We start from the raw sequence: 24021 nt of genomic DNA, 5'->3' as shown, positions 1-24021 counted from the left end.
TAGTCTATTAAGCGTAGCTAATGAGGAATCTTCCATGGACCTGCTTCATCCGCAATTGTCCGCGTTTGCGGCCGTCCTTGAGGAGGGTAGCTTCGAGGCAGCCGCGCGGCGTCTTTCGGTGACGTCGTCTGCCGTCTCTCAGCGCGTCAAGGCGCTGGAGGACAGGCTGGGGCAGGTTCTCGTCGTGCGCAAAGCACCCTGCGTTCCCACACCTGCGGGAGAGAGGTTGCTGCGCAGGGTTCGTCCCATGCAGGCGCTGGAGTCGGAGGCGTCGGCGGATTTTCTTCCGGCCGGAGCGCGCGTGGCTCGCGCGCGTCCCATGGCTATCGGGGTGAACGACGATTCCCTGCAGACGTGGTTTCTTGAAGCGCTTGGTCACCTTCACGCCCGTCACGGCTACCTGTTTGATGTGCGCGTGGACGATCAGGATCACACGCTTGATCTGCTGCGCGCGGGTACGGTGCTTGGGGCCGTGACCGCGGAGAAGTCGCCGTTGCAAGGCTGCAACGTGCACGCTCTGGGTGCCATGCGCTATTACGCCATCGCATCGCCAAAATTTATGGCGGAGTATTTCCCCGAAGGCTTTCATGCGACGTCGCTGGCACGTGCGCCCATGATCGTGTTCAACCGCAAGGACGAACTCCAGTGGCGTTTCGTGCGGCGGATAACCCGCGCCCGACTGACACCGCCCATGCACTACCTGCCAACATCGCTGGGCTTTGTTGACGCTGCGGCGCGTGGCCTGGGCTGGTGCCTGGCGCCGGAGTCGCTGATTGTCGATGCGCTGAAAGCGAAAACCATCGCGATCATCGACAGGGCGAGATGGCTGGACGTGCCTCTTTACTGGCAGTACGCCGCTGTTCGATCCAGCACGTTGCAGCACCTCAGCGACGCGTTGCGCGGAGCTGCGGCAGGCACGCTGCGCGGATGAGCAGCACCCGCGCAGCTGGCATGCCTAGCGCGGCGGCATGCGCTCGAAAGCGGGAAGTCCTTCCGGGATGTGATGGAACGGCTGGATGTCCACGGTATAGATGGCCATCTGCGGCCCGCCGTAAAGCGTGGGATCGTCGAGGGTGCCGATCTTCAGCACAATCGCGCCAAGATCCGGGCGTCGCGTGGTGATGTGCGTGCCGCACTCGGCGCAGAATTCGCGGATGACCGGTTGTTCGAGGTCGGTTCGCGAGAACGTCTTCGGTGTGCCCTTGGTATAGCGGAAGCTGCCCGGGGGCATCAGGACAAACAGATGGGGCGCGCCGCCGCTGAGGTACTGGCACTCGCGGCAATGGCACTGCGCTCTCAGCAGTGGTTCGCCGTCGGCCGCGTAGCGAAGCGCGCCGCAATAACATCCGCCCTCGAACTTCGTGCTCTGTTGCGCATTCACAGCGTTCATGCATCGGTCTCCATGGGGTCTTGAAGGCAGCAAGGCGAGTATTTCGCCACCTCTTCAGCGGGGCCGCAAGTGCAGTGGGGTTTGACGTGATATTTTTCAGGTTCGTGTCGGGTCGGGTGAGACCATCCATTGGAAGGGAGCAACACAATGAAGTACGCGCAGCGCAGGGAGCCGACATGAGCGAGTGGAAATGGAAACGCCTGACCCCGGGGTGGGCATTGGTCATCTCCTCGCTGATGGCGCCGATCGTCAGCGTGATCTGGATCATCGCCATTGCGTCGTTTCGCGTCGCAGGGGTGATGCCGCTGCTTGGTCTCGTGTTTCTGTTCGGTGCGCCGATATCCCTGGTTTTTTCGTGCGGCTTTGGCATGCCGCTGTTGCTGTTGCTGAAGAAGTGGCAACTGCTGACAGCACCCATTGTCTGCGCCAATTCCTTGCTACTCGGCGCGTTTTCCTTTTCCCTCGTGTCGTGGTGGGCTTTCGGAACATTCCTGCCTTCGATGGAGGACTGCCTAGCGGGGGCGGTGCTCGCACTCTCCGTTTCTGCCACGTTCTGCCTTCTCGCGGGCGTGCCGCTTCGTTCGCCTCGCCGGCATAATGGGGCCCTCACGCCTGGAGGCACGGAATGATGCGCGGTGGATCAAATTACGTTCGCCTTGCTGCGGCGGCGATGCTGGCCATCGTGGTTGCTTATCTTCTCTGGAAGAAGCACGGCTGAGGCGATGTTGGCGGAAATCGACTAGACGCGCCTACCTCAACCGCGCGGCAGTCCCCTACAACGATTGTCGGCTTCGCCCCTGATCGTGCGCGCGTTGTTGCCCCATCATGTCCGTCGACCATTGCCGTGCCTCGTGGAGGGGCAGGCTGGCCACAGGGCCCCATGGACGGGGCGGCACCGGCAAGGGAATGCTTCATGGATCACAGTCACGATGCCCGCTGTATCACCGGGCTGCTTTTGCATCACGAGCGGCGTGGGCGCGATGTCCGTTCGGATGCGCATGAACTGCTATGTCACCTGCGGGTGGAGTGGCTGTTGCGCACGGGGCTTCCCCTTCGTCTTGTCGTCCCTGTCCTTCCCCGGTTGAGCTGCGACGCCCACCGGGGACGGGTGCTCCTGTTTCTGGAGCATCTGGCGACTGAGCTGGTGGCAGTCTATCCGCCGGGCATTGTGCTGACCGTTTGCCTGGACTCGCGGGGGCCGCGACGCAAGGTCATGCGGGCCGCGGCAACGGAACTTGGGCTCGAGCGCGTGCGCTTCATTGACCTGAGTGGCGTGGACGTGGGCGGGGAGGCGTGGGGGCTGCTGATGGAAGATGTTCTGCACGAGTCTCTGCACCTCACATTGCACTGCCCGGAGGACGGGGGCGGCCCTGTGCTGCGCATTCATCCGGCAGAGGATGTCGGTGGTGTGGCTTCACGTCACATTGATGCAGGTGACGACCCACGTTGCGTCGTCACGCGCGCCAGTTGAATCCCGCTTCGTCCTTGGGCATGCTTTCATTACCGCGTCATCCCGAAGCGGCCTCCGGATCGAACCCCCGGTCCATATCCCGAAGCACACCGGCCGAGCGCGTCTTACTCATGGCGAATGTCATCACCCTCGGCTGGCGGGAACGTCTTGCGATTCCGCAATTCGGTATCGCCACGCTCAAAGCCAAGCTGGACACAGGCGCGCGCAGCTCGTCGCTGCACGTGGAATGGCTGGAAGTGGACGAACGCCCGGGAGGCACATGGCTGCGCTTCCAGGTGCGCACCACCCGCAAGGGCGGGTTGTCGCAGCCCTGCGAGGCTCTGGCTACCGGGCGCCGCACCGTCACCGATTCAGGCGGACACAGGACCGAGCGCTGGTTCATCCGCGCCGCCATTGAACTGGCTGGTCAGCGGTTTCCTGCCGACATAAATCTGACCGATCGCCGCCATATGCTTTTCCCGTTGCTGCTGGGGCGTACCGCGCTTGACGGACGTTTCCGGGTCGACCCCTCTTTGTCTTATTCGCAGTCGCCCGTCCGGCGCGCCGCTTCGGAATCTCAATGAAAATCGCCATCCTGTCGCGCAACGCGCGGCTGTATTCCACGCAGCGCCTGGTTGACGCTGCGCGTAAACGCAAGCACACCGTGAAGGTCGTGGACCCGCTGCGCTGCTACATGAGCATCGCGCCGCAGTCGTTCGCCATCCATTTCAAGGGCAAGCCGCTGGGTGCTGTGGATTGCGTCATTCCCCGCATTGGCGCATCCAGCACGTTCTACGGCACGGCCGTTTTGCGCCAGCTGGAGCTGATGGGCGTGTACACGCCCAATCCGTCCGATGCCGTGCTGCGCGCGCGCGACAAGCTGCGCTGCCTGCAATTGCTGGCGGCTCGTGGTGTGGACATGCCGATCACGGCCTTTGGCGATGCGCCGGACGACACCGCCGATCTTCTGGCGATGCTCGGCGAGCCCCCGCACATCATCAAGCTGAATGAGGGCACGCAGGGGCAGGGCGTGGTTTTGGCTGAAAAGCGTTCGGCATCCCGCAGCGTGATCGAGGCGTTCCGTGGCCTGTACGCCAACTTCCTGGTGCAGGAGTTCATCCGCGAGGCCAATGGCAGCGATCTGCGCTGTTTCGTCGTGGGCAACGAGGTGGTTGCCGCGATGGAGCGGTCCTCGGCACCAGGTGAATTCCGGGCCAATCTGCACCGTGGCGGTAGCGCCCGGTCGGTAGAACTCTCCGACGACGAGCGCGCGGTGGCCATTCATGCGGCCTCGGCGCTGGGCCTGGAAGTGGCGGGCGTCGATCTGCTGCGCTCCAGCCGTGGCCCCCTGCTGCTGGAAGTGAACGCGTCGCCGGGCCTGGAGGGCATCGAAAAGAGCACCGGCGTGGACGTGGCGGGCGCTATCGTGGCCCACTGCGAGGGTCGCCTTGCCGAGCGTCGGGCAGCCGAACCTAAACGCAAGCGGAAGGCTCGCACACCGCATTAACAGCGATTTAAACGACGCTGGTCTATAAGTGACGCGCTGTGAATCCGCGGCGCGGGCTTACGGTATCGGGGCAGTAGCTTGGGCCCAGGTCGGACACCATCCGGTCTGGGCCTTTTCTTTGCCACGGGAAAGCACAGGGGTGCGGCGGCAGAAAGCGTTACGACGCTATTCTCACTCTTCACACTAGACTCTATGCTCTCGACGCGGGGATGATCTCCGCGAGTTCAGGCCATCCACGGAGTGCCGCATGCGCGTACTGGTGATCGAAGACAACAGCGACATCGCGACCAACATTGGCGATTATCTTGAGGATCGTGGCCACGTCGTGGACTTTGCCGGCGACGGCGTCACGGGCCTGCATCTGGCCGTGGTCCATGACTTTGACGTCATCGTGCTGGACCTGACGCTGCCCGGCATGGACGGTCTGGATGTGGCCCGCAAGCTGCGCCACGAGGCACACAAGCAGACCCCCGTCCTCATGCTCACGGCGCGTGACGCGCTGGAACAGAAGCTCACCGGTTTTGAATCGGGCGCTGACGACTACATGACCAAGCCGTTCGCGCTGCAGGAACTGGCTGCGCGCCTTGAAGTGCTGGCGCGTCGCGGCAAGGGCCCGCAGAGCCGCGTGCTGAAGGTCGGCGGCCTCACATACAACCTGGACACCCTCACGGTTAACCGTGAAGGCAAGTCGATCCAGCTCAACCCCATCGGGCTGAAGCTGCTTCAGGCGCTGATGGAAGCCAGCCCCTCGGTGGTCACCCGCCAGGATCTGGAACAGCGCGTCTGGGGCGAAGAGCTGCCGGACAGCGACTCGCTTCGCGTCCACATTCATGGCCTCCGCGCGGCAATCGACAAGCCGTTCGAGAAGCCGCTGATCCACACGCGTCACGGTATTGGGTACCGAATGGTCGATCCGGATGCGGTCCAGGCGTAAGTTACGGTTTCGCCTCATCGTCTCGTTCGCGCTTTTCGGCTTCGGCCTGAGCGCGCTTTTCGCTGTAGCGGCACTCAACATCCGCGAGCGCGTCGGAGACCAGCTCGTCAACGCCAGCTTGCTGGACGATGCGCGGTACGCCAACGAGCAGGTGGTGGCGCACCCGGGTGAGCCCATCGGTTCGCATCTGCTCACGGCGTCCATGTATAGCGAGCGCTCGCTCTACAAGGCGCCGCTGGCCTGGCAGAAGCTTGAAACCGGCGTGCACGACATCTACGAGCCGGAAACGCAGACGGGGCCGAAGCGGCACTACAAGCTGGCGGTCTATCGCGACAAGGGGATCATCAGCTTCCTGCGCTACGACGCGTCCCGTGAGGAACTGGGCAAGCAGCAACTGCTCATCAGCGTCATTGGCGCGGTGTTCCTGTTTGGACTGTTGTCGCTGGCACTGGGTTTCTGGCTGTCGCGCAAGGTGCTCAAGCCGGTGACCGAGCTTGGCAAGCGTCTGCGCGAGTTCCGCAAGCTGGGCAAGGCGGAGCCGCTGGCGCCGCATTTTGCCGACGACGAAGTCGGGCAGCTGGCTCAGGCGCTGGATGAATACGCCACGCGCCTGACGGCCGTGGTAGACCGCGACCGCGAGTTCAATTCCGACGTCAGCCACGAATTGCGTACGCCGCTGGCAGTCATCGCCAGCACCACCGAGTTGTTGCAGGGAGCGCCCGATCTCACCGATAAATTGCGCGAACGCCTCAAGCGCATCGAGCGTGCGTCGCGTCAGGCGACCGAGCTGATTGAAGCGCTGCTGCTGCTTTCCCGTGCGGAGCGTCGTGGTCCCACGCGCGGCGAAAGCACCGATGTGGCACGGGTGGCGGCCGATGTCATCGAAAGCCAGCGTCCGCAGATGGGTGGCAAGCCCATAGAGATCGAGCTGATCGTCAACGACACGGTCACTGTCAATGCGCCGGCGTCCGTGCTGTCAGTGGCGCTTACCAACCTGATCGGCAATGCCATCAAGTACACGATGCAGGGCAAGGTCACGGTGCAGATTCTGGACGGCCGCATCGAAGTGCTGGACACCGGTCCCGGCATCAAGCCGGAAGATGCCGAGAAACTGTTCCAGCGCGGCATTCGAGGTGAGGGCGCCGCAGGCGGTGGTGCAGGTCTGGGCCTGGCCATCGTGCGACGTCTGTGTGAGCTGTACGACTGGGACGTTTCCCTGCGCCCGAGGCCGGAAATGGCCGGTGCGGTTTCCACCATCGACTTCCGCTAAACCCTCTGGAGGGCGGGAGCAAGCAAGCGCTCACTCCAGCCGCAGACAGCAAAACGGGGCGGTAGCCGGTTGCGGCTACCGCCCCGTTTTTTCGTCAGGTCAGAGCTTTTCCAGCCAGCCCCAGCGATCTGCCGTCTTACCGGTGAACAGGCCGAAGAACAGCTCCTGAAGACGACGCGTAATCGGGCCAGCCTTGCCGCTGCCGATCTGCTTGCCGTCCACCGAGCGAATCGGCGTCACTTCAGCGGCGGTGCCGCACATCAGGATTTCGTCGGCCAGATACAGGTACTCGCGCGGCAGGTCGCGCTCGACCACTTCCAGGCCTTCCTCGCGTGCCAGTGTCATCAGCGTGTGGCGCGTGATGCCGGTGAGGATGGATGCGCTGGCGGGCGTGGTGTGCAGGGCGCCGTCGAATACGAGGAACAGGTTTTCACCCGCGCCTTCGCTGAGCAGGCCCGTCGATGCCAGGGCAATGCCTTCGCCGAAGCCAAGGCGACGCGCTTCACGCGCGATCAGCTGGCCGGAAAGGTAGTTGCCGCCAGCCTTCGCGCCTGCCGGAATCGTGTTCGGAGCAAAGCGCTGCCAGCTCGACACGCAGGCGTCGATACCATTTTCCAGCGCCTCGGGACCGAGGTAGGGGCCCATGGGCCATGCGGCAACGGCCACATCGGTGGGGCATTCGGCCGACAGGCCAAAACCGCCCAGGCCGCGGAACGCTACCGGGCGCAGATAAGCCGCCAGCAGGTCGTTTTTCTTCACCACGTCGCGGCAGGCGGCAGCCAACTCGTCGATGGTGTACGGGATTTCGATGTCGTAGATCTTCGCCGACAGATACAGGCGCTTCAGATGGTCGGTAAGGCGGAAGATCGCGGCGCCGTCAGGCGTCTTGTAGCTGCGGATGCCCTCGAAAACCGAGGAACCGTAGTGGAGGGCGTGAGCCATGACGTGAGTGGTGGCGTCGCGCCACGGCTTGATCTCACCGTTTTGCCAGATCCATTCGGGGTAGTTCTGCGACATGTGGGGTCTCCAGGTGACCGCCCATGATAGCTCGCCACGTTCCGGTGGGCATCTTTAGTCCGGCGGTCGCAGCCAGAGACAGCCCGCCTGGCGGGTGATGCCGAAGCGGGTTTGCCGCGTTCCGCCCACGTCTGAGGTGGTCACCGCAATCTCGGATGCGGAATCGGCATCGTCACCCGCGCCGCTGACCGACAGCAGCGGACGCTTGAGCATTCCCGCAATCGTGAGGATGTCAGCCACGGCCCCTCGTGATCCCGAACCCTCCCACAGCACCACGCTGCCGATGCGGTTGGCATCGCGGGCGGCGAAGGCATCCACGACCACCTGGCGCAACTCGCTGACGTGTTTGGCGCACAAGGTGGGCACCGGGGGAGGGGCGTTGCTGGACGCGCTTGCCGGAGCGCCTGTGGGCGGTGGCACGGCATCGCTGGCATTCATGGCATTGCAGGGCTGGTCGGTAAAGACCGGCTGGCCATTGGCGCCAATGCAGCGGCGGATGGGGTTCTGGGCAGCGGCGAGTGCAGGTGCGCCGAGCAGAAGTACGGCGAGGGCTATGCGGAGCGGATGGATCACGGAGGTCTCGCCGAGGTTTGCCGGCTGAGCCTATCGGATCACCCGTTCAGGTCGCGCGCGCTGCGTCACGAATTCACCAGGTGGCCGCTCAGGAAAGCCTCTCCAGCACCGCAGTGGTCGAGCGCGCCCGATTGATCGTGTAGAAGTGCAGCCCTGGCGCGCCGCCATCCAGAAGGCGCTGGCACAGTTCGGCCACCACGTCGGCACCCAGCTCGCGCACGGCTTTGGCATCGTCGCCATGCGCCTGCATGCGCTTGACGATCCAGCGCGGAATTTCCGCACCGCAGGCCTCGGAGAACCGGCGCAGCTGGCTGAAGTTCGCGATGGGCATGATGCCCGGCACGATGGGAATGTTCACGCCAAGTTTCGTTGCGTCGTCCACGAAGCGGAAGTACGCGTCGGCATTGAAGAAATACTGGGTGATCGCACCATTGGCCCCCGCATCCACCTTCGACTTGAAGTGGCGGATGTCGTCCAGGGCATTTTCCGCCTGTGGATGGATTTCCGGGTAGGCCGCCACCTCCACGTGGAAGTAATCGCCGCTGTGCTCGCGGATGAAGCGCACCAGCTCGGCGGCATAGCGGAAGTCACCGGGCGAGGCCATGCCGGAGGGCAGGTCACCGCGCAGCGCGACGATGCGACGACAGCCGCTTTCCTTGTAGGTATCGAGCAGGTCGGCGATCTCGGCGCGCGTGCCGCCCATGCAGCTCAAATGGGGCGCCACGCTGAGGCCATGGCTCTTGCGAAGCCGGGTCACCGTCTCGCCGGTATAGCTGAGCGTGGAGCCGCCCGCGCCAAATGTGACCGACACGTAGTCCGGCGAATGCGGCTTCAGCTTCTTCACCGTGGTGTCGAGCTGCGCCTTTTGTTCATCGGTCTTCGGGGGGAAAAATTCGAAGCTGATCGCGGCCATGGACTCGGCTCCCGGAAATGATGAGCCGAGTATATATCTTTCCATCCAGATGGAAAGATGGCTGATGATTGAGCGAGGTTCAGGGGTTGAATTCTTTTCTGCGGGCCTCCTCGTCAATCAGGATGCCGTCGTCGATCAGACCCTGTACGCAGGCGTTTCGTTCCACTTGTGGCTTGCCGTCTGCGGAAAGGGAATAGCCCTCGAATTGCTCCACAAACTCTGCGTAGTCTTCGAGCATGCTGCTGGCACGGAATTCTTCTATCGTCAGGTAGCCATCGTTATTTTTGTCAGCAGCGTCGAACGGCTTCAGGAATTCGCTTTTGGTCTTCATGCTCCGACCTCCGTTTGGACAAGGGCAGAATGGTCGGGATAGATCGTTCCGGACGACTCCCGCCTCAGATCCATCCCCATCCAGCTTGCGCAACGACGATCCCGCTTTCCATACGTCGTCAGACGTAGGCGAATGCTGCGTATCGGACATTTCCGGCAGGGGGTTGCCGGGGGGTGACCTGGCCAGGCGGTGACACGGTGTCAGGCGTGGGTTGATGTCCGTCCAAAGATGCGAGTTAAACGGCGGAATGCGACACAAATGCCCAACAAAAAAACCTGGGTCCGGTGCAATGACCGGACCCAGGCTTTGGATGCCTTCGTTCTGATGGGTATCAGTTCAGAAGGTTGCAGCTTCCGTTGAGCGGATGACGCACGCTTAGTAGCGGTAGTGATCCGGCTTGTACGGGCCTTCCACCGGAACGCCGATGTAGTCGGCCTGTTCCTGGGTCAGCGTGGTGAGCTTCACGCCGATCTGCTCAAGGTGCAGGCGAGCCACTTCTTCGTCCAGCTTCTTCGGCAGGCGATAGACGGTTTTCTCGTACGTGTCCTTGTTGGCCCACAGGTCGATCTGCGCCAGCGTCTGGTTGGAGAAGCTGTTGGACATGACGAAGCTCGGGTGGCCGTGGGCGCAGCCGAGGTTCACCAGGCGGCCTTCGGCCAGCATGTAGATGCTGCGGCCCGATGCAAAGGTGTAGCGGTCGACCTGCGGCTTGATGGTTTCGCGGGTGACGTCCTTCGCGCCGTTCAGGCGGTCGATCTGGATTTCGTTGTCGAAGTGGCCGATGTTGCAGACCAGGGCGTTGTTTTTCATCGCCGCCATGTGCTCAAGCGTGATGATGTCCTTGTTGCCCGTGGTGGTGACATAGATGTCGCCGATGCCGAGGGTTTCTTCGATCGTGGTGACCTGGAAGCCTTCCATCGCAGCCTGGAGGGCGTTGATCGGATCAATTTCGGTCACGATCACGCGAGCGCCGAAGCCCTTGAGCGAATGCGCGCAACCCTTGCCCACGTCGCCATAACCGCAAACGACGGCCACCTTGCCGGCGACCATCAGGTCGGTGGCGCGCTTGATGCCATCGGCCAGCGATTCGCGGCAGCCGTAGAGGTTGTCGAACTTGCTCTTGGTGACCGAGTCGTTGACGTTGATGGCCGGAACCAGCAGCTTGCCCGCTTCGGCCAGCTGGTACAGGCGATGGACACCCGTGGTGGTTTCTTCGGACACACCGCGCCAGTCGGCGGCAACCTTCGTCCAGAAGCCCGGGCGCTCCTTCGCGACGCGCTTGAGCAGGTCCTTGATGACCTGTTCTTCGTGGTTGGCGCCGGGGCTGTTGACCCAGTCCGAGCCCTGCTCAAGCTCAAGACCCTTGTGGATCAGCAGCGTGGCGTCGCCGCCATCGTCCACGATCAGTTCGGGGCCGAGGTCGCCCGGGTGGGTCAGCATGTCGAGTGTGCAGTCCCAGTACTCTTCCAGCGACTCGCCCTTCCAGGCGAACACCGGCAGGCCGCCAGCGGCCAGCGCGGCAGCGACGTCGTCCTGGGTCGAGAAGATGTTGCACGACGCCCAGCGCACGGAAGCGCCCAGCTCACGCAGCGTCTCGGCGAGAACGGCGGTTTCCTTCGTTACATGCAGCGAACCGGAAAGACGCACGCCCTTGAGCGGCTGTTCTTTCGCGTAGCGTGCACGGATCTGCATCAGGCCCGGCATTTCCTCTTCCGCCATGCGGATGCGGCGGCGGCCGAGGGCGGCAAGCGAGATGTCACGGACGTTGAAGTCCTGGGTGCTGTCTTTGGTGACGGCGTTCATTGGCGTAGCTCCGGATGGTCACGGGGGCGCCGTTGTCGAACACGCCGCGCCGAGCCTGGCCGGTGGGAACCATGGCGGTTCCGGCGGTCGCAGCGCCCCTCGGCGGGCAAAACGGACGCCGATTATATCGCTTAATCGCCATGAGCGGATGAACGCACATTTGGGTACTCTCGGGGTTCGACCAGGCCAGACGAGTTCCCGATGGAAGCTTCACGCGATGCTGAATTCCTCCCTCACGATGGCCCGCTGCGCGAGGACGTGCGCCGACTGGGCGCCCTCGTGGGCCAGATGCTTGCCGAGCAGGGCGGCCAGGATTTTTACGAGCGCGTGGAGCACGTGCGCACCGCTGCCATTGGCCGCCGCCGCAGCGGTGAAGCCGTGGAGGCGCTGGCCAGGCCGCTGACGGGGCTGGACGCCGCCGAGGCCGAGGCACTGGCCCGTGGCTTCGCCACGTATTTCCAGGCAGTGAACACCGCCGAGCGCGTGCACCGCATCCGCCGCCGTCGCGACTATCAACGTGAAGGCTCCGCACCCCAGCCCGAATCCCTGGCAGACGTGCTTGGCCGCCTGAAGCGCGAGGGTGTCACATCCGACGAAATCGTTGCCCTGCTCAACCGCCTGGATGTGGAGCCGGTGTTCACGGCGCATCCCACCGAAGCGGTGCGGCGCTCGCTGCTCGAAAAGGAGCAGGAAATCGTCCGCGCGCTGGTCGATGAATTTGACCCCACGCGCACGCCCCAGGAATTGCGTGACGACGACGCGCGCATTCTCATGGCCCTGTCGGCAGGCTGGCAGACGGCGGAAGCGTCGCCTGTGCGTCCCAGCGTGCAGGACGAGTTCGATCACGTGGGTTTCTATATCGCACGGCCCATCTACCGCGTGCTTCCCGCGCTGTATGAATCGTTGCAGCAGGCGCTGGCGGAAACCTATGGCGAAGCCATCGTGCCACCGCGTCTGCTGCGTTTCGCCACGTGGGTGGGTGGTGACATGGACGGCAATCCGAATGTTGGTGCCGAGACCATTGCTGCCAGCCTTTCTGCGCAGCGTGCACTGGTGCTGGAGCGCTACGGTGAAGACCTGGCCGAACTCGCGCGTTTGCTCAGCCAGACAGAAGACCGCGTGCAGCTGGATGAAAAGCTGGAACGTCGCCTGGAAGACTACCGCGAGCGCCTGCCCGAAACGGCGGCACAGATTCGTCCGCGCCATGCCGACATGCCGTATCGCTGCTTCCTGGCCTTCGTGGGTGCGCGCATCGACGCCACGCGTCACGAACAAAGCGAAGCGTACGCCAACGCCAACGAATTCATTGATGACATCGCGCTGATCGAGCACAGCCTCGTGGTGCATGGCGGCAAGCACGCAGGTGCGTATGCGGTCAGCCGGCTGCTGTGGCGTGCGCGCACGTTCGGTTTTCATCTGGCGCGTCTTGATGTGCGCCAGGATGCGCGCGTGCATGATGAAGCATTGGCTGCGTTGCTGGGCGAAGATGACTGGGCGCAGCGTGAAACGGAACGTCGTGTGACCACGCTGCGTCCGTACGCCAGCGGTGACCGCTCGTTCGTGGCGGGCGACGACAACGAAGCGGCCACCATGCTTCGCGACGTGTTCGCCACACTGGCGGATTCGCGCAAGCGTTACGGCAGCGAAGCCACCGGCCTGTACATCATCAGCATGGCCGAGACGGCCGCAGACGTGCTGGCCGTGCTGGCGCTGGCGCGACGGGGCGGATTGCTGGAAGACGGTCGCGTACCGCTGGACGTGGCTCCGCTGTTCGAAACCATTGACGATCTGAAGGGCGGCCCCGACACGCTTCAGGCGCTGCTGGATGACCCGGTCTATCGCGACCATCTGAAAGCACGTGGTGACCGCCAGTGGGTAATGCTGGGCTATTCCGACAGCGGCAAGGATGGCGGCACGGTGGCGTCGCGCTGGAGTCTTCAGCGCGCGCAGGTCGAGATGCTGGAAGTGGCGCATGCCGCCGGCATCCGCCTTGCGTTCTTCCACGGCCGCGGCGGTTCTGCCAGCCGGGGTGGTTCGCGTATCACGCCCGCGCTGATGGCCTCGCCGCGCGGTTCGGTGGGCGGCGTGTTACGCGTGACGGAGCAGGGCGAAGTCATTCATCGCAAATACGGCATCCGTGCGCTGGCCGTGCGCAATCTGGAACAAACGCTGGGGGCGGTGATGCGCGCGTCGCTTCGGCCGCGCGTGGAAGAATCGCGCGAGGCAGCGTGGAAGGAGACGATGGCGACGCTCTCTGATCGCAGCCGCGTGGCCTATCGCGCGTTCGTCGACACCGATGGGTTCGTTGAATATTTCCGCGGCGCCACGCCCATTGATGTCATCGAGCGCATGACACTCGGCTCACGTCCCGCGCGCCGTCGCAGCATGAAGGGTGTGGAAGATCTCCGCGCCATTCCCTGGGTCTTCGCGTGGACGCAGTGCCGCGCGGTGCTGACGGGTTGGTATGGCCTGGGCAGCGCGCTGGATGACGTGGCCAGGACGTGCGGTGAAAACGCGCTGATTGAGATGGCCCATGACTGGCCGTTCTTCTCCACCATGCTTGATGATGTGGAGATGGTGCTGGCCAAGGCGGATCTCGCGATTGCGGAGGCTTTCTCGAAGCTGGCGGGGGATCGTCACGACACCTTCTTCCCGATGATCCGCGACGAGTTCGAGCGCACGGTGCGCTGGGTGCTGAAGCTGAAGGGTGCCGACGAGTTGCTGGCGGGTGATCCGCGACTGGCAACGTCCATTCGCCTGCGCAACCCATATGTCGACCCGATGAGTCTGTTGCAGGTTGATCTGCTCAAGCGCTGGCGCGCGACGGGTGGTGAGGATGATGGTCTGCTGCGCGCGCTGGTGGCATGCGTGAATGGTGTGTCGCAGGGTTTGCAGAACACTGGCTGATTGAATCGCGGGCAAGCTTGCTTCCACATGCATTGTGGGAGCGAGCTTGCCCGCGATGGTTATCCTCAACCGTTTTCCAGCTCTTCCCACCGCTTGTAAGCGGTCTCAAGCTCAGCCTGCACGCGCGCCAGTTCCTCGTTGTTGCGCGTGATGATGGCACTGTCCTGCTGGAAATAGCCCGGTGCATTCATCGCATCGGTGCGTGCGGCAATGTCCTTCTCCAGCGATTCGAGCTTCTCGGGCAGCAGGTCGAGCTCGCGCTGTTCCTTGAAGCTCAGCTTGCGCTTCGCCGCAGCAGGCGCTGCGGCAGCGGCAGGCGCCGAGACGGGCGGAAGCTGCGCCTTGGACGCACGTGCCATGGCGGCAGCGGCCGCCGGGCGCTGACGCACCCAGTCGTTGTAGCCACCAATGTATTCGCCCACCACGCCATCGCCTTCGAGCACCAGGGTGCTGGACACCACGTTGTCGATGAACGCGCGGTCATGCGACACCAGCAGCAGCGTGCCGCTGTATTCGCCAAGCAGCTCTTCCAGCAGTTCCAGCGTTTCCACGTCCAGGTCGTTGGTCGGTTCGTCCATCACCAGCAGGTTGGACGGCTGGGCGAACAGCTTGGCCAGCAGCAGGCGGTTGCGCTCACCACCGGACAGGCGCGTGATCGGTGCGCGGGCGCGCTCCGGCGAGAACAGGAAGTCCTGCAGATAGCCGATGATGTGCTTGCGCGTGCCGTTCAATTCGATGTATTCGCGGCCTTCGGCCACGTTGTCCAGCGCGTTCAGGCGGTCGTCCAGCATGGAGCGATGCTGATCGAAATAGGCGATTTCCAGGCCCGTGCCCAGCGTGACTTCACCCTGTTGCGGCTGAAGCTCGCCCAGCAGGATTTTCAGCAGCGTGGACTTGCCGGCGCCGTTGGGACCAATGATGCCGACGCGGTCGCCGCGCATGATCGTGGTGGACAGGTCGCGCAACAGCGTGCGTCCGCCGTATGCCTGGGTCACGTTCTTCGCATCCACGACCTTGCGGCCGCCGGACTGCGCGTTGGCCAGCGTGATCTTCGCGGTGCCGGTGGTCTCGCGGCGCTCGGCGCGCTCGTTGCGCAGCGCCTTGAGCGCACGCACCCGGCCTTCGTTGCGGGTGCGGCGGGCCTTGATGCCCTGGCGAATCCACACTTCTTCCTGAGCCAGCTTCTTGTCGAACAGCGCATTGGCCTGAGCCTCGGCGTGCAGGCGTTCTTCGCGGCGGCGCAGGTAGTTTTCGTAATCGCCCGGCCAGCTGGTGACGTTGCCACGGTCGATTTCGATGATGCGCGTGGCCAGCGAGCGCAGGAAGCTGCGGTCATGGGTGATGAAGATGATGCTGCCGCCAAAGTTCTTCAGGAAATCTTCCAGCCATGCGATGGCTTCGATATCCAGATGGTTGGTCGGCTCGTCGAGCAGCAGCAGGTCCGGCGCGCGGACCAGCGCCTGGCCCAGAAGCACTCGACGCTTCATGCCGCCGGAGAGGTCGGCGAAGTCGGCCGTCTCGGGGAGTTCAAGCTGCTCGACTACACGCTGCACGCGGGCGTCCAGATCCCACGCGTTCTGCGCTTCGATCTGGCTCTGCACGTCGCCCAGCGCGTCGAAGTCGCCTTCGGCCAGCAGGTGGTGATAACGGGCCAGCAGGTGGCCCAGTTCGCCCAGGCCTTCGGCCACAACGTCAAAGACGCTGCCGGTGGTGTCCTGGGGGACTTCCTGGGTCAGACGCGCAATGCGCGTACCGCCCTGAACACGGATTTCGCCGTCGTCCGGGTGAATCTCGCCTGCAATGAGCTTGAGCAGGGTCGATTTGCCGGCGCCATTGCGGCCGACAATACAGACCCGTTCATTGGTCTCGATGGAGAGATCGACCTGTTCGAGCAGGAGCGGGCCGCCGATGCTGTAGTCGGCTTTGATGAGCTGGATAAGAGACATTCCCCTAGTGTAACGGCTCCGCCCCTCAGCCGATCGAGATCCTGTAGCTCGTGGACTGCCGGTAGGTCTGTCCGGGCTTCAGGATGACCTCGCCTGAGCGGGGGCTGTTCACCTGGTTCGGGAAGGCCTGGGCCTCCAGTGCGAAGCCTGCAAACGCCTCGTACTGGCCACCTTCACGCCGCGCGGAGCCCGCCAGCTTCTGGCCCGTGTAGAACTGCAACCCCGCCTGATCGGTGGATACGGCAAGCTGGCGCCCGCTGGCCGGGTCGGTGACCAGCGCAACCTCGCGCAGTCCCTTGCCCGGGGCGTTGAGCACGTAGCAATGGTCGAAGCCGCCCGAGACCCTCAGCTGTTCATCCGGCCACAGCAGCCGGGCGCCCACGGGCGCGGCGGTGCGGAAGTCGAACGCGCTGCCCGCCACGCTGCGCAGGTCCACCGGGATGCCGGTGGCGTCGATGGCCAGGAACGCGTCAGCGTCGATGCGGATCATGTGGTCGCGGATGTCTCCGCGCCGGTCGTTCAGGTTGAAATACGGGTGCGAGGTGAGGCTCAGCGGGGTGGGAGCGTCGGTGCGCGCTTCGTAGTCGATCGACAGCGTGCCGTCGTCGGCCAGTGCGTAAGTCACCCGCACATGCACTTCGCCGGGAAAGCCGCTGTCTCCCTCGGGCGAGGTCAGGCTGACGATCAGCGCACCTTCGGAGGTTCCCACGTCCCACAGCTTGCGGTGGAAGCCATCGAAGCCGCCATGCAGGTGGTTGGGGCCGTCGTTGCGGTCCAGCTTGTGAATCACGCCATCGAGTTCGAAGCGGCCGTCACGGATGCGGTTGGCCCAGCGGCCCACCAGGGCGCCCATGAACGCGGTGGCCTTCAGGTAATCGTCCGGAGTGGCGTGTCCCAGAAGCACGTCGCCAAAGCGGCCCTGACGGTCGGGCACGTCCCAGGACAGCAGCGTGCCGCCGAGGTCGCTGATGGTTACAGCCATGCCCATGGCGTTGCGCAACGTCCAGCGATGCGCAGCACGGCCATCGGGCAACGAGCCCCAGGGCTGGGCGGAAAGAGAGGAATTCATGGATCGCGTCCGTGCTTCAGCTGGGCAGAGTCTGCCGGTGGGCTTCATGGTATTGGCGGGGTGTGCAGTCATATTCCCGACGGAATACCGCATACATGTATTGCAGGGATGTGAATCCACAACGCACGGCGATGTCCGCCAGCGGCGTGCTGGAGTGGGCCAGCAGCTCGCGTGCCGTTTCCAGCTTGTGTTGAAGAATGGCCTGGTGCACGGTCTGTTTCAGCTCGCGCTTGAAGTGTTCTTCCAGCACGGTGCGTGAAATGCCGACATAGTCGGCCACCTGTTCGGTCTTGATGCCCAGGCACGCGTACTGCCGGATGTAGTGGCTGGCACGCATCACATGAGGACTCTTCACCGGCTGGTGTTTGCTGGACGCCTGCACGTTGATGCCCACCGGTGGCACCAGTACGCGTGTGCCTGCACAACTGGCGCCGCGCAACATCTGGTGCAGCAGATGGGCGGCCGTACGACCCATTTCTTCCGCGCCCTGAATCACCGACGTGAGCGGAATGCGGGTCAGCAACTGCGCCATCGGATCATTATCAATGCCGACGATGGCCACCTGTTCCGGCACGGAAATTTCGCCAATGACGCAGGCCTGCAACAGTTGGCGCGCGCGGGCATCAGTGACCGCCACAATGCCGATGGGCTTGGGCAGCGCACGCAGCCATGCCACCAGTTCTTCCACTGCATGGCCCCAGCCGCCCGCGCTGGTGGGCGAGCCGCGGTACACGCTGCTTTCCATTCCGTCGGCGGCAAGAATGCGTTCAAACGCACCTTCACGTTCCTGTGCCCAGCGGCTGCGCGGATTCGGCGGCAAACCGTAAAACGCAAAGCGTTGCAGGCCCTGTTCAATCAGGTGATCGTAAGCAAGCCGCACCAGTTTCGCGTTATCGGTTGCGATGTATGGAATATCGGCAGGATAGGCGGCTGAATCGTGGTACGACCCACCCACAGCCACCACCGGAACGGTAAGGTTGGCCAGGGCGTCGGTGGCGTCCGGATCGTCGAAGTCGGCGATGATGCCGTCACCCTGCCAGCGATGAATGTCGCGCATGCGGCAGCGAAAATCCTCTTCCATGAAGAGGTCCCATTCCACCCGCGTGGAGTTCAGGTATTGGCCAATGCCCGCGATGACCTGCCGGTCGTACACCTTGTTGGCGTTGAACAACAGCGCGATGCGGTGAGGGGCCATGACGCTCGTATGGGAAGACCTGACGGCTTGCAGGTCGCTCACGCTAGCACGGCGTTCCCCAGGCCTCATGACGCAGCGCGGCAATGAAAAAGATCATTCGACTGGCGAATTTCGCAATTGCCCGCCCCGGGCCCCGTCGTCAGCATCTTCCCTTATTCGTCATAGCATCACGAGGAAACGCCATGTCTTATTTCGACGCCATCCCGAAGATCCGCTTCGAGGGTACCGAATCGGAGAATCCGCTCGCGTTCCGTCATTACGACCCGAACCGCAAGCTTCTGGGCAAGACCATGGCCGAGCACCTGCGCCTTGCCGTCTGCTACTGGCACACCTTCGTGTGGCCGGGCTCCGATGTGTTCGGCGCCGGCACGTTCGAGCGCCCCTGGCAGCAGGCTGGGGACCCGATGGGCCAGGCCCGTGCCAAGGCGGATGCTGCCTTTGATTTCTTCTCCCGCCTGGGCACGCCGTACTACACATTCCACGATACCGACGTGGCGCCGGAAGGCAACAGCCTCACCGATTACCGCAACAACATGGCCGCCATGATCGACGTGCTGGAAGCGAAGCAGGCCGAAACCGGCATGAAGCTTCTGTGGGGTACGGCCAATGTGTTCAGCCATCCGCGCTACGCGGCCGGTGCTTCGACCAATCCGCAGCCGGAAGTGTTCGCCTATGCGGCGACCCAGGTGCGCACCGCGATGGACGCGACGCTTCGCCTTGGTGGCGCAAACTACGTTCTGTGGGGTGGTCGTGAAGGTTACGACACGCTTCTCAATACCGATCTCAAACGCGAACGCGCGCAGCTCGGCAAATTCTTCCAGATGGTCATCGAGCACAAGCACAAGATCGGGTTTAAGGGTCTGATCCTCATTGAGCCGAAACCGCAGGAACCTACGAAACATCAGTACGACTACGACACCGCGACGGTCTATGGCTTCCTGAAGGATTTCGGCCTCGAAAACGAGGTGAAAACCAATTTGGAAGCCAACCACGCCACGCTGGCCGGACACTCGTTCCAGCACGAAGTGGCCACGTCCATTGCCCTTGGCCTGTTCGGCAGCATCGACGCCAACCGCGGTGATCCGCAAAACGGCTGGGACACCGACCAGTTCCCCAACAGCGTGGAAGAGCTGACGCTGGTGATCTACGAAATTCTGAAGGCCGGCGGTTTCACCTCCGGCGGCTTCAACTTCGATACCAAGGTCCGTCGTCAGAGCAGCGACGCAGCCGATCTGTTCCACGGCCACATCGGTGCCATTGATGCGCTGGCGCTGGGTCTGGAGCGTGCTGCAAAGATGGTTGAGCGCGACGCGCTGGCCGACTTCAAGGCGAAGCGTTACGCCGGCTGGGATGCCGACTTCGGTCGTAAGATTCTCGATGGCGGCTTCAGCCTGGAGTCCATTGCCGACGAAGCCGTTGCACGCAACATTCACCCGAAGCACATCTCGGGCGGCCAGGAACTGCTCGAAAACATCGTCAATCGCTACATCTATGGTTGATATGTATCTCGGGATCGACCTGGGCACCTCGTCCGTGAAAGCCGTCCTGATTGATCAGGACGGTGAGGTTGCCGTCACGGCCTCCAGTCCCCTTGAGGTCTCCCATCCCCACGCGCGCTGGTCCGAGCAGGACCCCGCGTCGTGGTGGAAGGCCACGGAAAACGCAGTGCAGGAAGTGCTTCGCGCGGCAGACCGTGCAGGCATCGACCGTCGCCGTGTCGCCGCCATCGGCCTCAGTGGGCAGATGCACGGCGCCACGCTGCTCGATAGCGCCGACCGCGTACTGCGACCGGCCATCCTCTGGAATGACGGACGCTCGGATGTGGAATGCGCCGAGCTGGAGCGCGTTCCTGACTTCCGCCGCATCACCGGCAACCTGGCCATGCCCGGCTTCACGGCGCCCAAGATCGCATGGGTCCGCAAGCATGAGCCGGAGATTTTCGAGCGCATCGCCAAGGTGCTTCTGCCGAAGGACTACCTGCGACTTCTGATGACGGGCGACTACGTCACGGATGCCTCCGATGCCGCCGGCACACTGTGGCTGGATGTGTCGAAGCGGCAGTGGAGCGACGCCATGCTCGCGGCCACGGGGCTGGATCGCTCGCACATGCCCGAGGTTCTTGAAGGCAGCCAGCCGGGCGGACGTCTGCGCCGTGACGTGGCAGAGCGCTGGGGTCTGAATACCGTGCCGGTGGCGGCGGGTGGTGGTGACAATGCGGCCGGCGCCGTGGGCGTGGGCATTGTGAGTCACGGTCAGGCCATGCTTTCTCTGGGCACGTCCGGTGTTTACTTCGCGGTATCGGACGGATTCCGCGCCAGCCCTGAAACGGCTGTGCACAGTTTCTGCCACGCCTTGCCCGACACCTGGCACCTGATGTCCGTGATGCTCAACGCGGCCAGCTGCCTGGATTTCACGGCCCGCCTTACCGGCTATGCCGATGTGCCGTCGCTGCTTGCCGATGGCGAAGCGGCAGGTCTGCGCGACGATGGTCCGGTGTTTCTTCCTTACCTGACCGGCGAGCGCACACCGCACAATGATGCACATGCCCGCGGTTCCTTCACGGGCCTGGGTCCTGCCACGTCGCGTGCAGATTTTGTGAACGCCACCCTGGAAGGCGTGGGTCTCGGCCTTCTGGATGGCCTTCTGGCGGTGGAGTCCACCGGCCTTGTTTCCAGCGATATCACGGTGATTGGCGGCGGTTCGCGCAGCGCGTACTGGACACAGATGCTGGCCGACATTCTCGGCAAGCCGCTGACCCTGCGCAGTGGTGGTGAAGTGGGGCCTGCGCTCGGTGCGGCACGCCTGGCACACCTGGCAGCAGAGCCTGGTGCTACGCTCCGGGACGTCTGCCCGATGCCTGCGCGCCTGGCCGTGCGTGAGCCCGATGCAGCGCGTCATGCTTATTTCCGCGAAAAACGCCACCCTCTGTTCCGTCGCCTGTACCAGCAGTTGAAGCCGATCTTTTCTGACGTCGTCAACGGCGCCGATATCCGCCCCTCCTGAAGGGCGAACCAGAAAGCTAAGGAGAGACCATGAAGCACAAGGCACTACACACGTTGCTGGCCGTATCCATGATTGCCGCGGGCGTGTTCGCCACGCCGCAGGCACATGCCAGCAAGGACAAGCCGGTTATCGGCTTCTCCATCGACGACCTGCGCGTCGAACGCTGGACCCGCGATCGTGATTACTTCAAGGCCGCCGCCGAAGCCAAGGGCGCCACCGTCACGGTCACCTCGGCCGACGGCAACGAACAGAAGCAGCAGTCGCAGATTGAAAACCTCATTGCCCAGAAAGTGGACGTGCTGGTGATCGTTCCCTTCAATGCCAAGACGCTGACCAATGTGGTCACCGAAGCGAAGAAGGCTGGCATCAAGGTGATTTCCTACGATCGCCTGATCCTCGGTGCCGATGTCGATGCATATATCTCCTTCGATAACGAGAAGGTTGGCGAGATGCAGGCGCAAGGTGTGGTCAACGCCGCGCCCAAGGGCAACTACTACCTGCTCGGTGGCGCACCCACCGACAACAACGCGAAGATTCTCCGCGACGGTCAGATGAAAGTGCTCCAGCCTCTGATCGACAAGGGCGACATCAAGATCGTGGGAAAACAGTGGACCAATGAGTGGCTGGCTTCCAACGCGCAGAAGATCATCGAGAACGCGCTGACTGCCAACAAGAACAACATCCAGGGCATCGTCGCTTCCAACGACGGTACGGCCGGCGGCGCCATCCAGGCGCTGGAAGGTCAGAAGCTGGCAGGCAAGGTCGCGGTGTCCGGCCAGGATGCGGATCTGGCCGGTGTGAAGCGTGTGATGGCCGGTACGCAGACGATGACCGTCTACAAGCCCATCAAGCAGATCGCCACCGATGCAGCTGACCTCTCGGTGCAGCTGGCCAAGGGCGAAACGCCCAAGTACACCAGCAAGCTCAACAACGGCAAGAAGGACGTCGATACCATCCTTCTCACTCCGACGCTGCTGACGAAGGCAAACGCCGATATCGTCGTGAAGGACGGTTTCTACACGCAGGCCCAGCTGAGCAAGTAAGCGCCCGGCGCACCATGGCATCACAGGCTGACCGGTGTGGTCAGGCTGAGCACCAAGTGAGAAGCCCCGCCGGGGAGGTGGGGCTTCTCCGTGACGAGGGATTGGGAGTGAGCGAATACCTGTTCGAGATGCGCGATATCGTCAAGGAATTTTCTGGCGTCCGCGCGCTCAATGGCATCAACCTGGCCGTGCGGCCAGGTGAATGCGTCGGCTTGTGTGGTGAAAACGGCGCGGGCAAATCCACGCTGATGAAAGTGCTCTCAGGTGTGTATCCCTATGGCACGTGGGAAGGCGAAATTCTGTGGGATGGCAAGCCGCTGCATGCGGCCTCGGTGCGCGACAGCGAAAAGGCCGGCATCGTCATCATCCACCAGGAACTGATGTTGGTGCCGCAGTTGTCGGTGGCCGAAAACATCTTCCTGGGCAACGAGATTCGCAAGATGGGCGGCGTGATGGATTACGACGCCATGTATGCCAAGGCAGAATCCCTGCTGGCGCGACTGAAGCTCAAGGGAGTGAATGTGGCGGCGCCCGTCAGCAACTATGGCGGCGGTTACCAGCAGTTGTTCGAGATCGCCAAGGCGCTTGCGAAGAACGCGCGCCTGCTGATTCTGGATGAGCCCTCCTCGTCGCTGACCTCGTCTGAAACCGACACGTTGCTTTCCATCATCGAAGACCTCAAGCGCGAAGGTGTCGCGTGCGTGTACATCTCGCACAAGCTCGAAGAAGTGGCTCGCGTGTGCGATACGGTTACCGTCATCCGTGACGGCAAGCACATCCTCACCAGGCCGATGAGCGAGATGACCACCCACTCGATCATCACGGCGATGGTCGGGCGCGAAATCGAAAACCTGTTCCCGAAGATCGAGCATCACGTCGGCGAGGTAATTTTCGAGGTACGGCATGTCACCTGCTGGGACGTGGCCAATCCCAATCGCAAGCGCGTGGACGATGTGTCGTTCGAGCTGCGCAAGGGCGAGATTCTTGGCATCGCCGGACTGGTCGGGGCGGGCCGCACCGAGCTGGTCTCTGCCATTTTTGGCGCGTATCCCGGCCGCTCCACCGCAGAGCTGGTGCTGGAAGGCAAGCCGATCAAGGTCAACTCGCCACAGCAGGCGATCCGTGCAGGCCTGTCGCTCGTTCCTGAAGACCGCAAGCGGCAGGGTATCGTTCCGCTGCTGGGCGTGGGTGACAACATAACCCTTGCCACGCTTGAACATTATTCGCACGCCGGTCGTATCGACCGGGCAGCCGAGCTGCACACAGTAGAAACCGAGATCAAGCGCCTGCGCGTAAAGACCGCGAGCCCCGAACTGGCCATTGCCGGCCTGTCCGGTGGCAATCAGCAGAAGGCTGTACTCACGAAGATGCTTCTACCCGCGCCCAAGGTCCTGATCCTCGACGAGCCCACCCGTGGCGTCGATGTCGGATCGAAGTTCGACATCTATACGCTGATGTTCGAGTTGGCCGCCAAGGGCGTGTCGATCATCATGGTGTCGTCGGAAATGCCCGAAGTGCTCGGTGTCAGCGACCGCGTGCTGGTGATGGGCGAGGGCAAACTGAAGGGCAACTTCCCGAATGTGGGATTGACCCAGGAGCAGGTGCTTGCTGCCGCTATCGACAGCTCTGTCGACACGCCACACGCCGCCTGACATCACAACAAGCATCCC

General features: G+C 63.1%; 21 protein-coding genes and 1 riboswitch. Of the genes, 12 read left to right on the top strand and 9 right to left on the bottom strand.

Annotated elements, in window-relative coordinates; genetic code table 11:
* Nucleotides 1-34: 34 nt before the first annotated feature.
* Nucleotides 35-931 carry a LysR family transcriptional regulator ArgP gene (locus FHW69_RS03280; RefSeq protein ID WP_183421577.1) on the top strand — a complete coding sequence of 299 codons (897 nt, stop codon included), beginning with the start codon at nucleotides 35-37 and terminating at the stop codon, nucleotides 929-931.
* Between the two features lie 24 nt (nucleotides 932-955).
* On the opposite strand, the gene FHW69_RS03275 is transcribed toward FHW69_RS03280, so the two are convergent.
* A complete protein-coding gene (locus FHW69_RS03275; RefSeq protein ID WP_183421576.1) occupies nucleotides 956-1390 on the bottom strand; it encodes a GFA family protein in 435 nt (144 codons plus the stop codon).
* 176 nt (nucleotides 1391-1566) lie between these two features.
* Between FHW69_RS03275 and FHW69_RS03270 the strand changes: the two genes are divergently transcribed.
* From FHW69_RS03270 to FHW69_RS03245, 6 genes are all read left to right on the top strand, one after another.
* Complete coding sequence (locus tag FHW69_RS03270; protein WP_183421575.1) at nucleotides 1567-2019, top strand: hypothetical protein; 453 nt, start codon at nucleotides 1567-1569, stop codon at nucleotides 2017-2019.
* Between the two features lie 284 nt (nucleotides 2020-2303).
* Nucleotides 2304-2861 (top strand): hypothetical protein, encoded by a 558-nt coding sequence (locus FHW69_RS03265; RefSeq protein WP_183421574.1) that lies wholly within the window; start codon nucleotides 2304-2306, stop codon nucleotides 2859-2861.
* Nucleotides 2862-2971: 110 nt separating this feature from the next.
* Entirely contained in the window at nucleotides 2972-3424 is a 453-nt protein-coding gene (locus FHW69_RS03260) for a RimK/LysX family protein (RefSeq protein ID WP_183421573.1), read from the top strand.
* Nucleotides 3421-4347 carry a 30S ribosomal protein S6--L-glutamate ligase gene (gene rimK, locus FHW69_RS03255; protein ID WP_183421572.1) on the top strand — a complete coding sequence of 309 codons (927 nt, stop codon included), beginning with the start codon at nucleotides 3421-3423 and terminating at the stop codon, nucleotides 4345-4347. The genes FHW69_RS03260 and rimK overlap by 4 nt, the downstream gene beginning before the upstream one ends.
* 247 nt (nucleotides 4348-4594) lie before the next feature.
* A complete protein-coding gene (locus FHW69_RS03250) occupies nucleotides 4595-5281 on the top strand; it encodes a response regulator transcription factor (protein WP_183421571.1) in 687 nt (228 codons plus the stop codon).
* Nucleotides 5265-6551 (top strand): HAMP domain-containing sensor histidine kinase, encoded by a 1287-nt coding sequence (locus tag FHW69_RS03245; RefSeq protein WP_183421570.1) that lies wholly within the window; start codon nucleotides 5265-5267, stop codon nucleotides 6549-6551. Before FHW69_RS03250 ends, FHW69_RS03245 begins: the two co-directional genes overlap by 17 nt.
* Before the next feature lie 99 nt (nucleotides 6552-6650).
* Here FHW69_RS03245 and FHW69_RS03240 read toward each other — a convergent pair whose 3' ends face one another.
* From FHW69_RS03240 to ahcY, 5 genes are all read right to left on the bottom strand, one after another.
* Nucleotides 6651-7568 (bottom strand): branched-chain amino acid transaminase, encoded by a 918-nt coding sequence (locus tag FHW69_RS03240; protein WP_183421569.1) that lies wholly within the window; start codon nucleotides 7566-7568, stop codon nucleotides 6651-6653.
* Between the two features lie 54 nt (nucleotides 7569-7622).
* Entirely contained in the window at nucleotides 7623-8141 is a 519-nt protein-coding gene (locus FHW69_RS03235; RefSeq protein WP_343203952.1) for a DUF4124 domain-containing protein, read from the bottom strand.
* 88 nt (nucleotides 8142-8229) lie between these two features.
* A complete protein-coding gene (gene metF / locus FHW69_RS03230; protein WP_183421568.1) occupies nucleotides 8230-9054 on the bottom strand; it encodes a methylenetetrahydrofolate reductase [NAD(P)H] in 825 nt (274 codons plus the stop codon).
* Between the two features lie 79 nt (nucleotides 9055-9133).
* The gene (locus tag FHW69_RS03225; protein ID WP_183421567.1) at nucleotides 9134-9385 is read right to left on the bottom strand and encodes a hypothetical protein; all 252 of its coding nucleotides are present in this window, start codon (nucleotides 9383-9385) and stop codon (nucleotides 9134-9136) included.
* Between the two features lie 375 nt (nucleotides 9386-9760).
* Entirely contained in the window at nucleotides 9761-11188 is a 1428-nt protein-coding gene (gene ahcY / locus FHW69_RS03220) for an adenosylhomocysteinase (protein ID WP_183421566.1), read from the bottom strand.
* A gap of 17 nt (nucleotides 11189-11205) precedes the next feature.
* Nucleotides 11206-11295, bottom strand: a riboswitch (S-adenosyl-L-homocysteine riboswitch).
* A 94-nt stretch (nucleotides 11296-11389) separates the two neighbouring features.
* Here ahcY and ppc point away from each other — a divergent pair.
* Nucleotides 11390-14095, top strand: coding sequence for a phosphoenolpyruvate carboxylase (gene ppc, locus FHW69_RS03215; RefSeq protein WP_183421565.1), 2706 nt, complete (start codon nucleotides 11390-11392; stop codon nucleotides 14093-14095).
* A 65-nt stretch (nucleotides 14096-14160) separates the two neighbouring features.
* Here the strand turns inward: ppc and FHW69_RS03210 are convergent, their stop codons facing one another.
* Genes FHW69_RS03210 through FHW69_RS03200 form a run of 3 tightly spaced genes read right to left on the bottom strand, consistent with a single transcriptional unit; the run spans nucleotide 14161 to nucleotide 18305 of the window.
* Nucleotides 14161-16041, bottom strand: coding sequence for an ATP-binding cassette domain-containing protein (locus FHW69_RS03210; protein ID WP_183421564.1), 1881 nt, complete (start codon nucleotides 16039-16041; stop codon nucleotides 14161-14163).
* A gap of 25 nt (nucleotides 16042-16066) precedes the next feature.
* Nucleotides 16067-17110 carry an aldose epimerase family protein gene (locus FHW69_RS03205; RefSeq protein ID WP_183421563.1) on the bottom strand — a complete coding sequence of 348 codons (1044 nt, stop codon included), beginning with the start codon at nucleotides 17108-17110 and terminating at the stop codon, nucleotides 16067-16069.
* A gap of 16 nt (nucleotides 17111-17126) precedes the next feature.
* Nucleotides 17127-18305: a DNA-binding transcriptional regulator gene (locus FHW69_RS03200; protein ID WP_183421562.1), complete on the bottom strand. Its 1179-nt coding sequence runs from the start codon at nucleotides 18303-18305 to the stop codon at nucleotides 17127-17129.
* A gap of 182 nt (nucleotides 18306-18487) precedes the next feature.
* Between FHW69_RS03200 and xylA the strand changes: the two genes are divergently transcribed.
* From xylA to FHW69_RS03180, 4 genes are all read left to right on the top strand, one after another.
* Nucleotides 18488-19804 carry a xylose isomerase gene (gene xylA / locus FHW69_RS03195; protein WP_183421561.1) on the top strand — a complete coding sequence of 439 codons (1317 nt, stop codon included), beginning with the start codon at nucleotides 18488-18490 and terminating at the stop codon, nucleotides 19802-19804.
* Between the two features lies 1 nt (nucleotide 19805).
* Nucleotides 19806-21308: a xylulokinase gene (gene xylB / locus FHW69_RS03190; protein ID WP_183421560.1), complete on the top strand. Its 1503-nt coding sequence runs from the start codon at nucleotides 19806-19808 to the stop codon at nucleotides 21306-21308.
* Nucleotides 21309-21337: 29 nt separating this feature from the next.
* Complete coding sequence (gene xylF / locus FHW69_RS03185) at nucleotides 21338-22351, top strand: D-xylose ABC transporter substrate-binding protein (RefSeq protein ID WP_183421559.1); 1014 nt, start codon at nucleotides 21338-21340, stop codon at nucleotides 22349-22351.
* A 107-nt stretch (nucleotides 22352-22458) separates the two neighbouring features.
* Complete coding sequence (locus FHW69_RS03180; protein ID WP_183421558.1) at nucleotides 22459-24003, top strand: xylose ABC transporter ATP-binding protein; 1545 nt, start codon at nucleotides 22459-22461, stop codon at nucleotides 24001-24003.
* Nucleotides 24004-24021 lie beyond the last annotated feature (18 nt).

The organism is Luteibacter sp. Sphag1AF (assembly GCF_014192715.1).
GTDB lineage: Bacteria > Pseudomonadota > Gammaproteobacteria > Xanthomonadales > Rhodanobacteraceae > Luteibacter.
The sequence above is the reverse complement of the archived record's forward strand: the minus strand, read 5'-3'. Positions and strand labels throughout refer to the sequence as shown.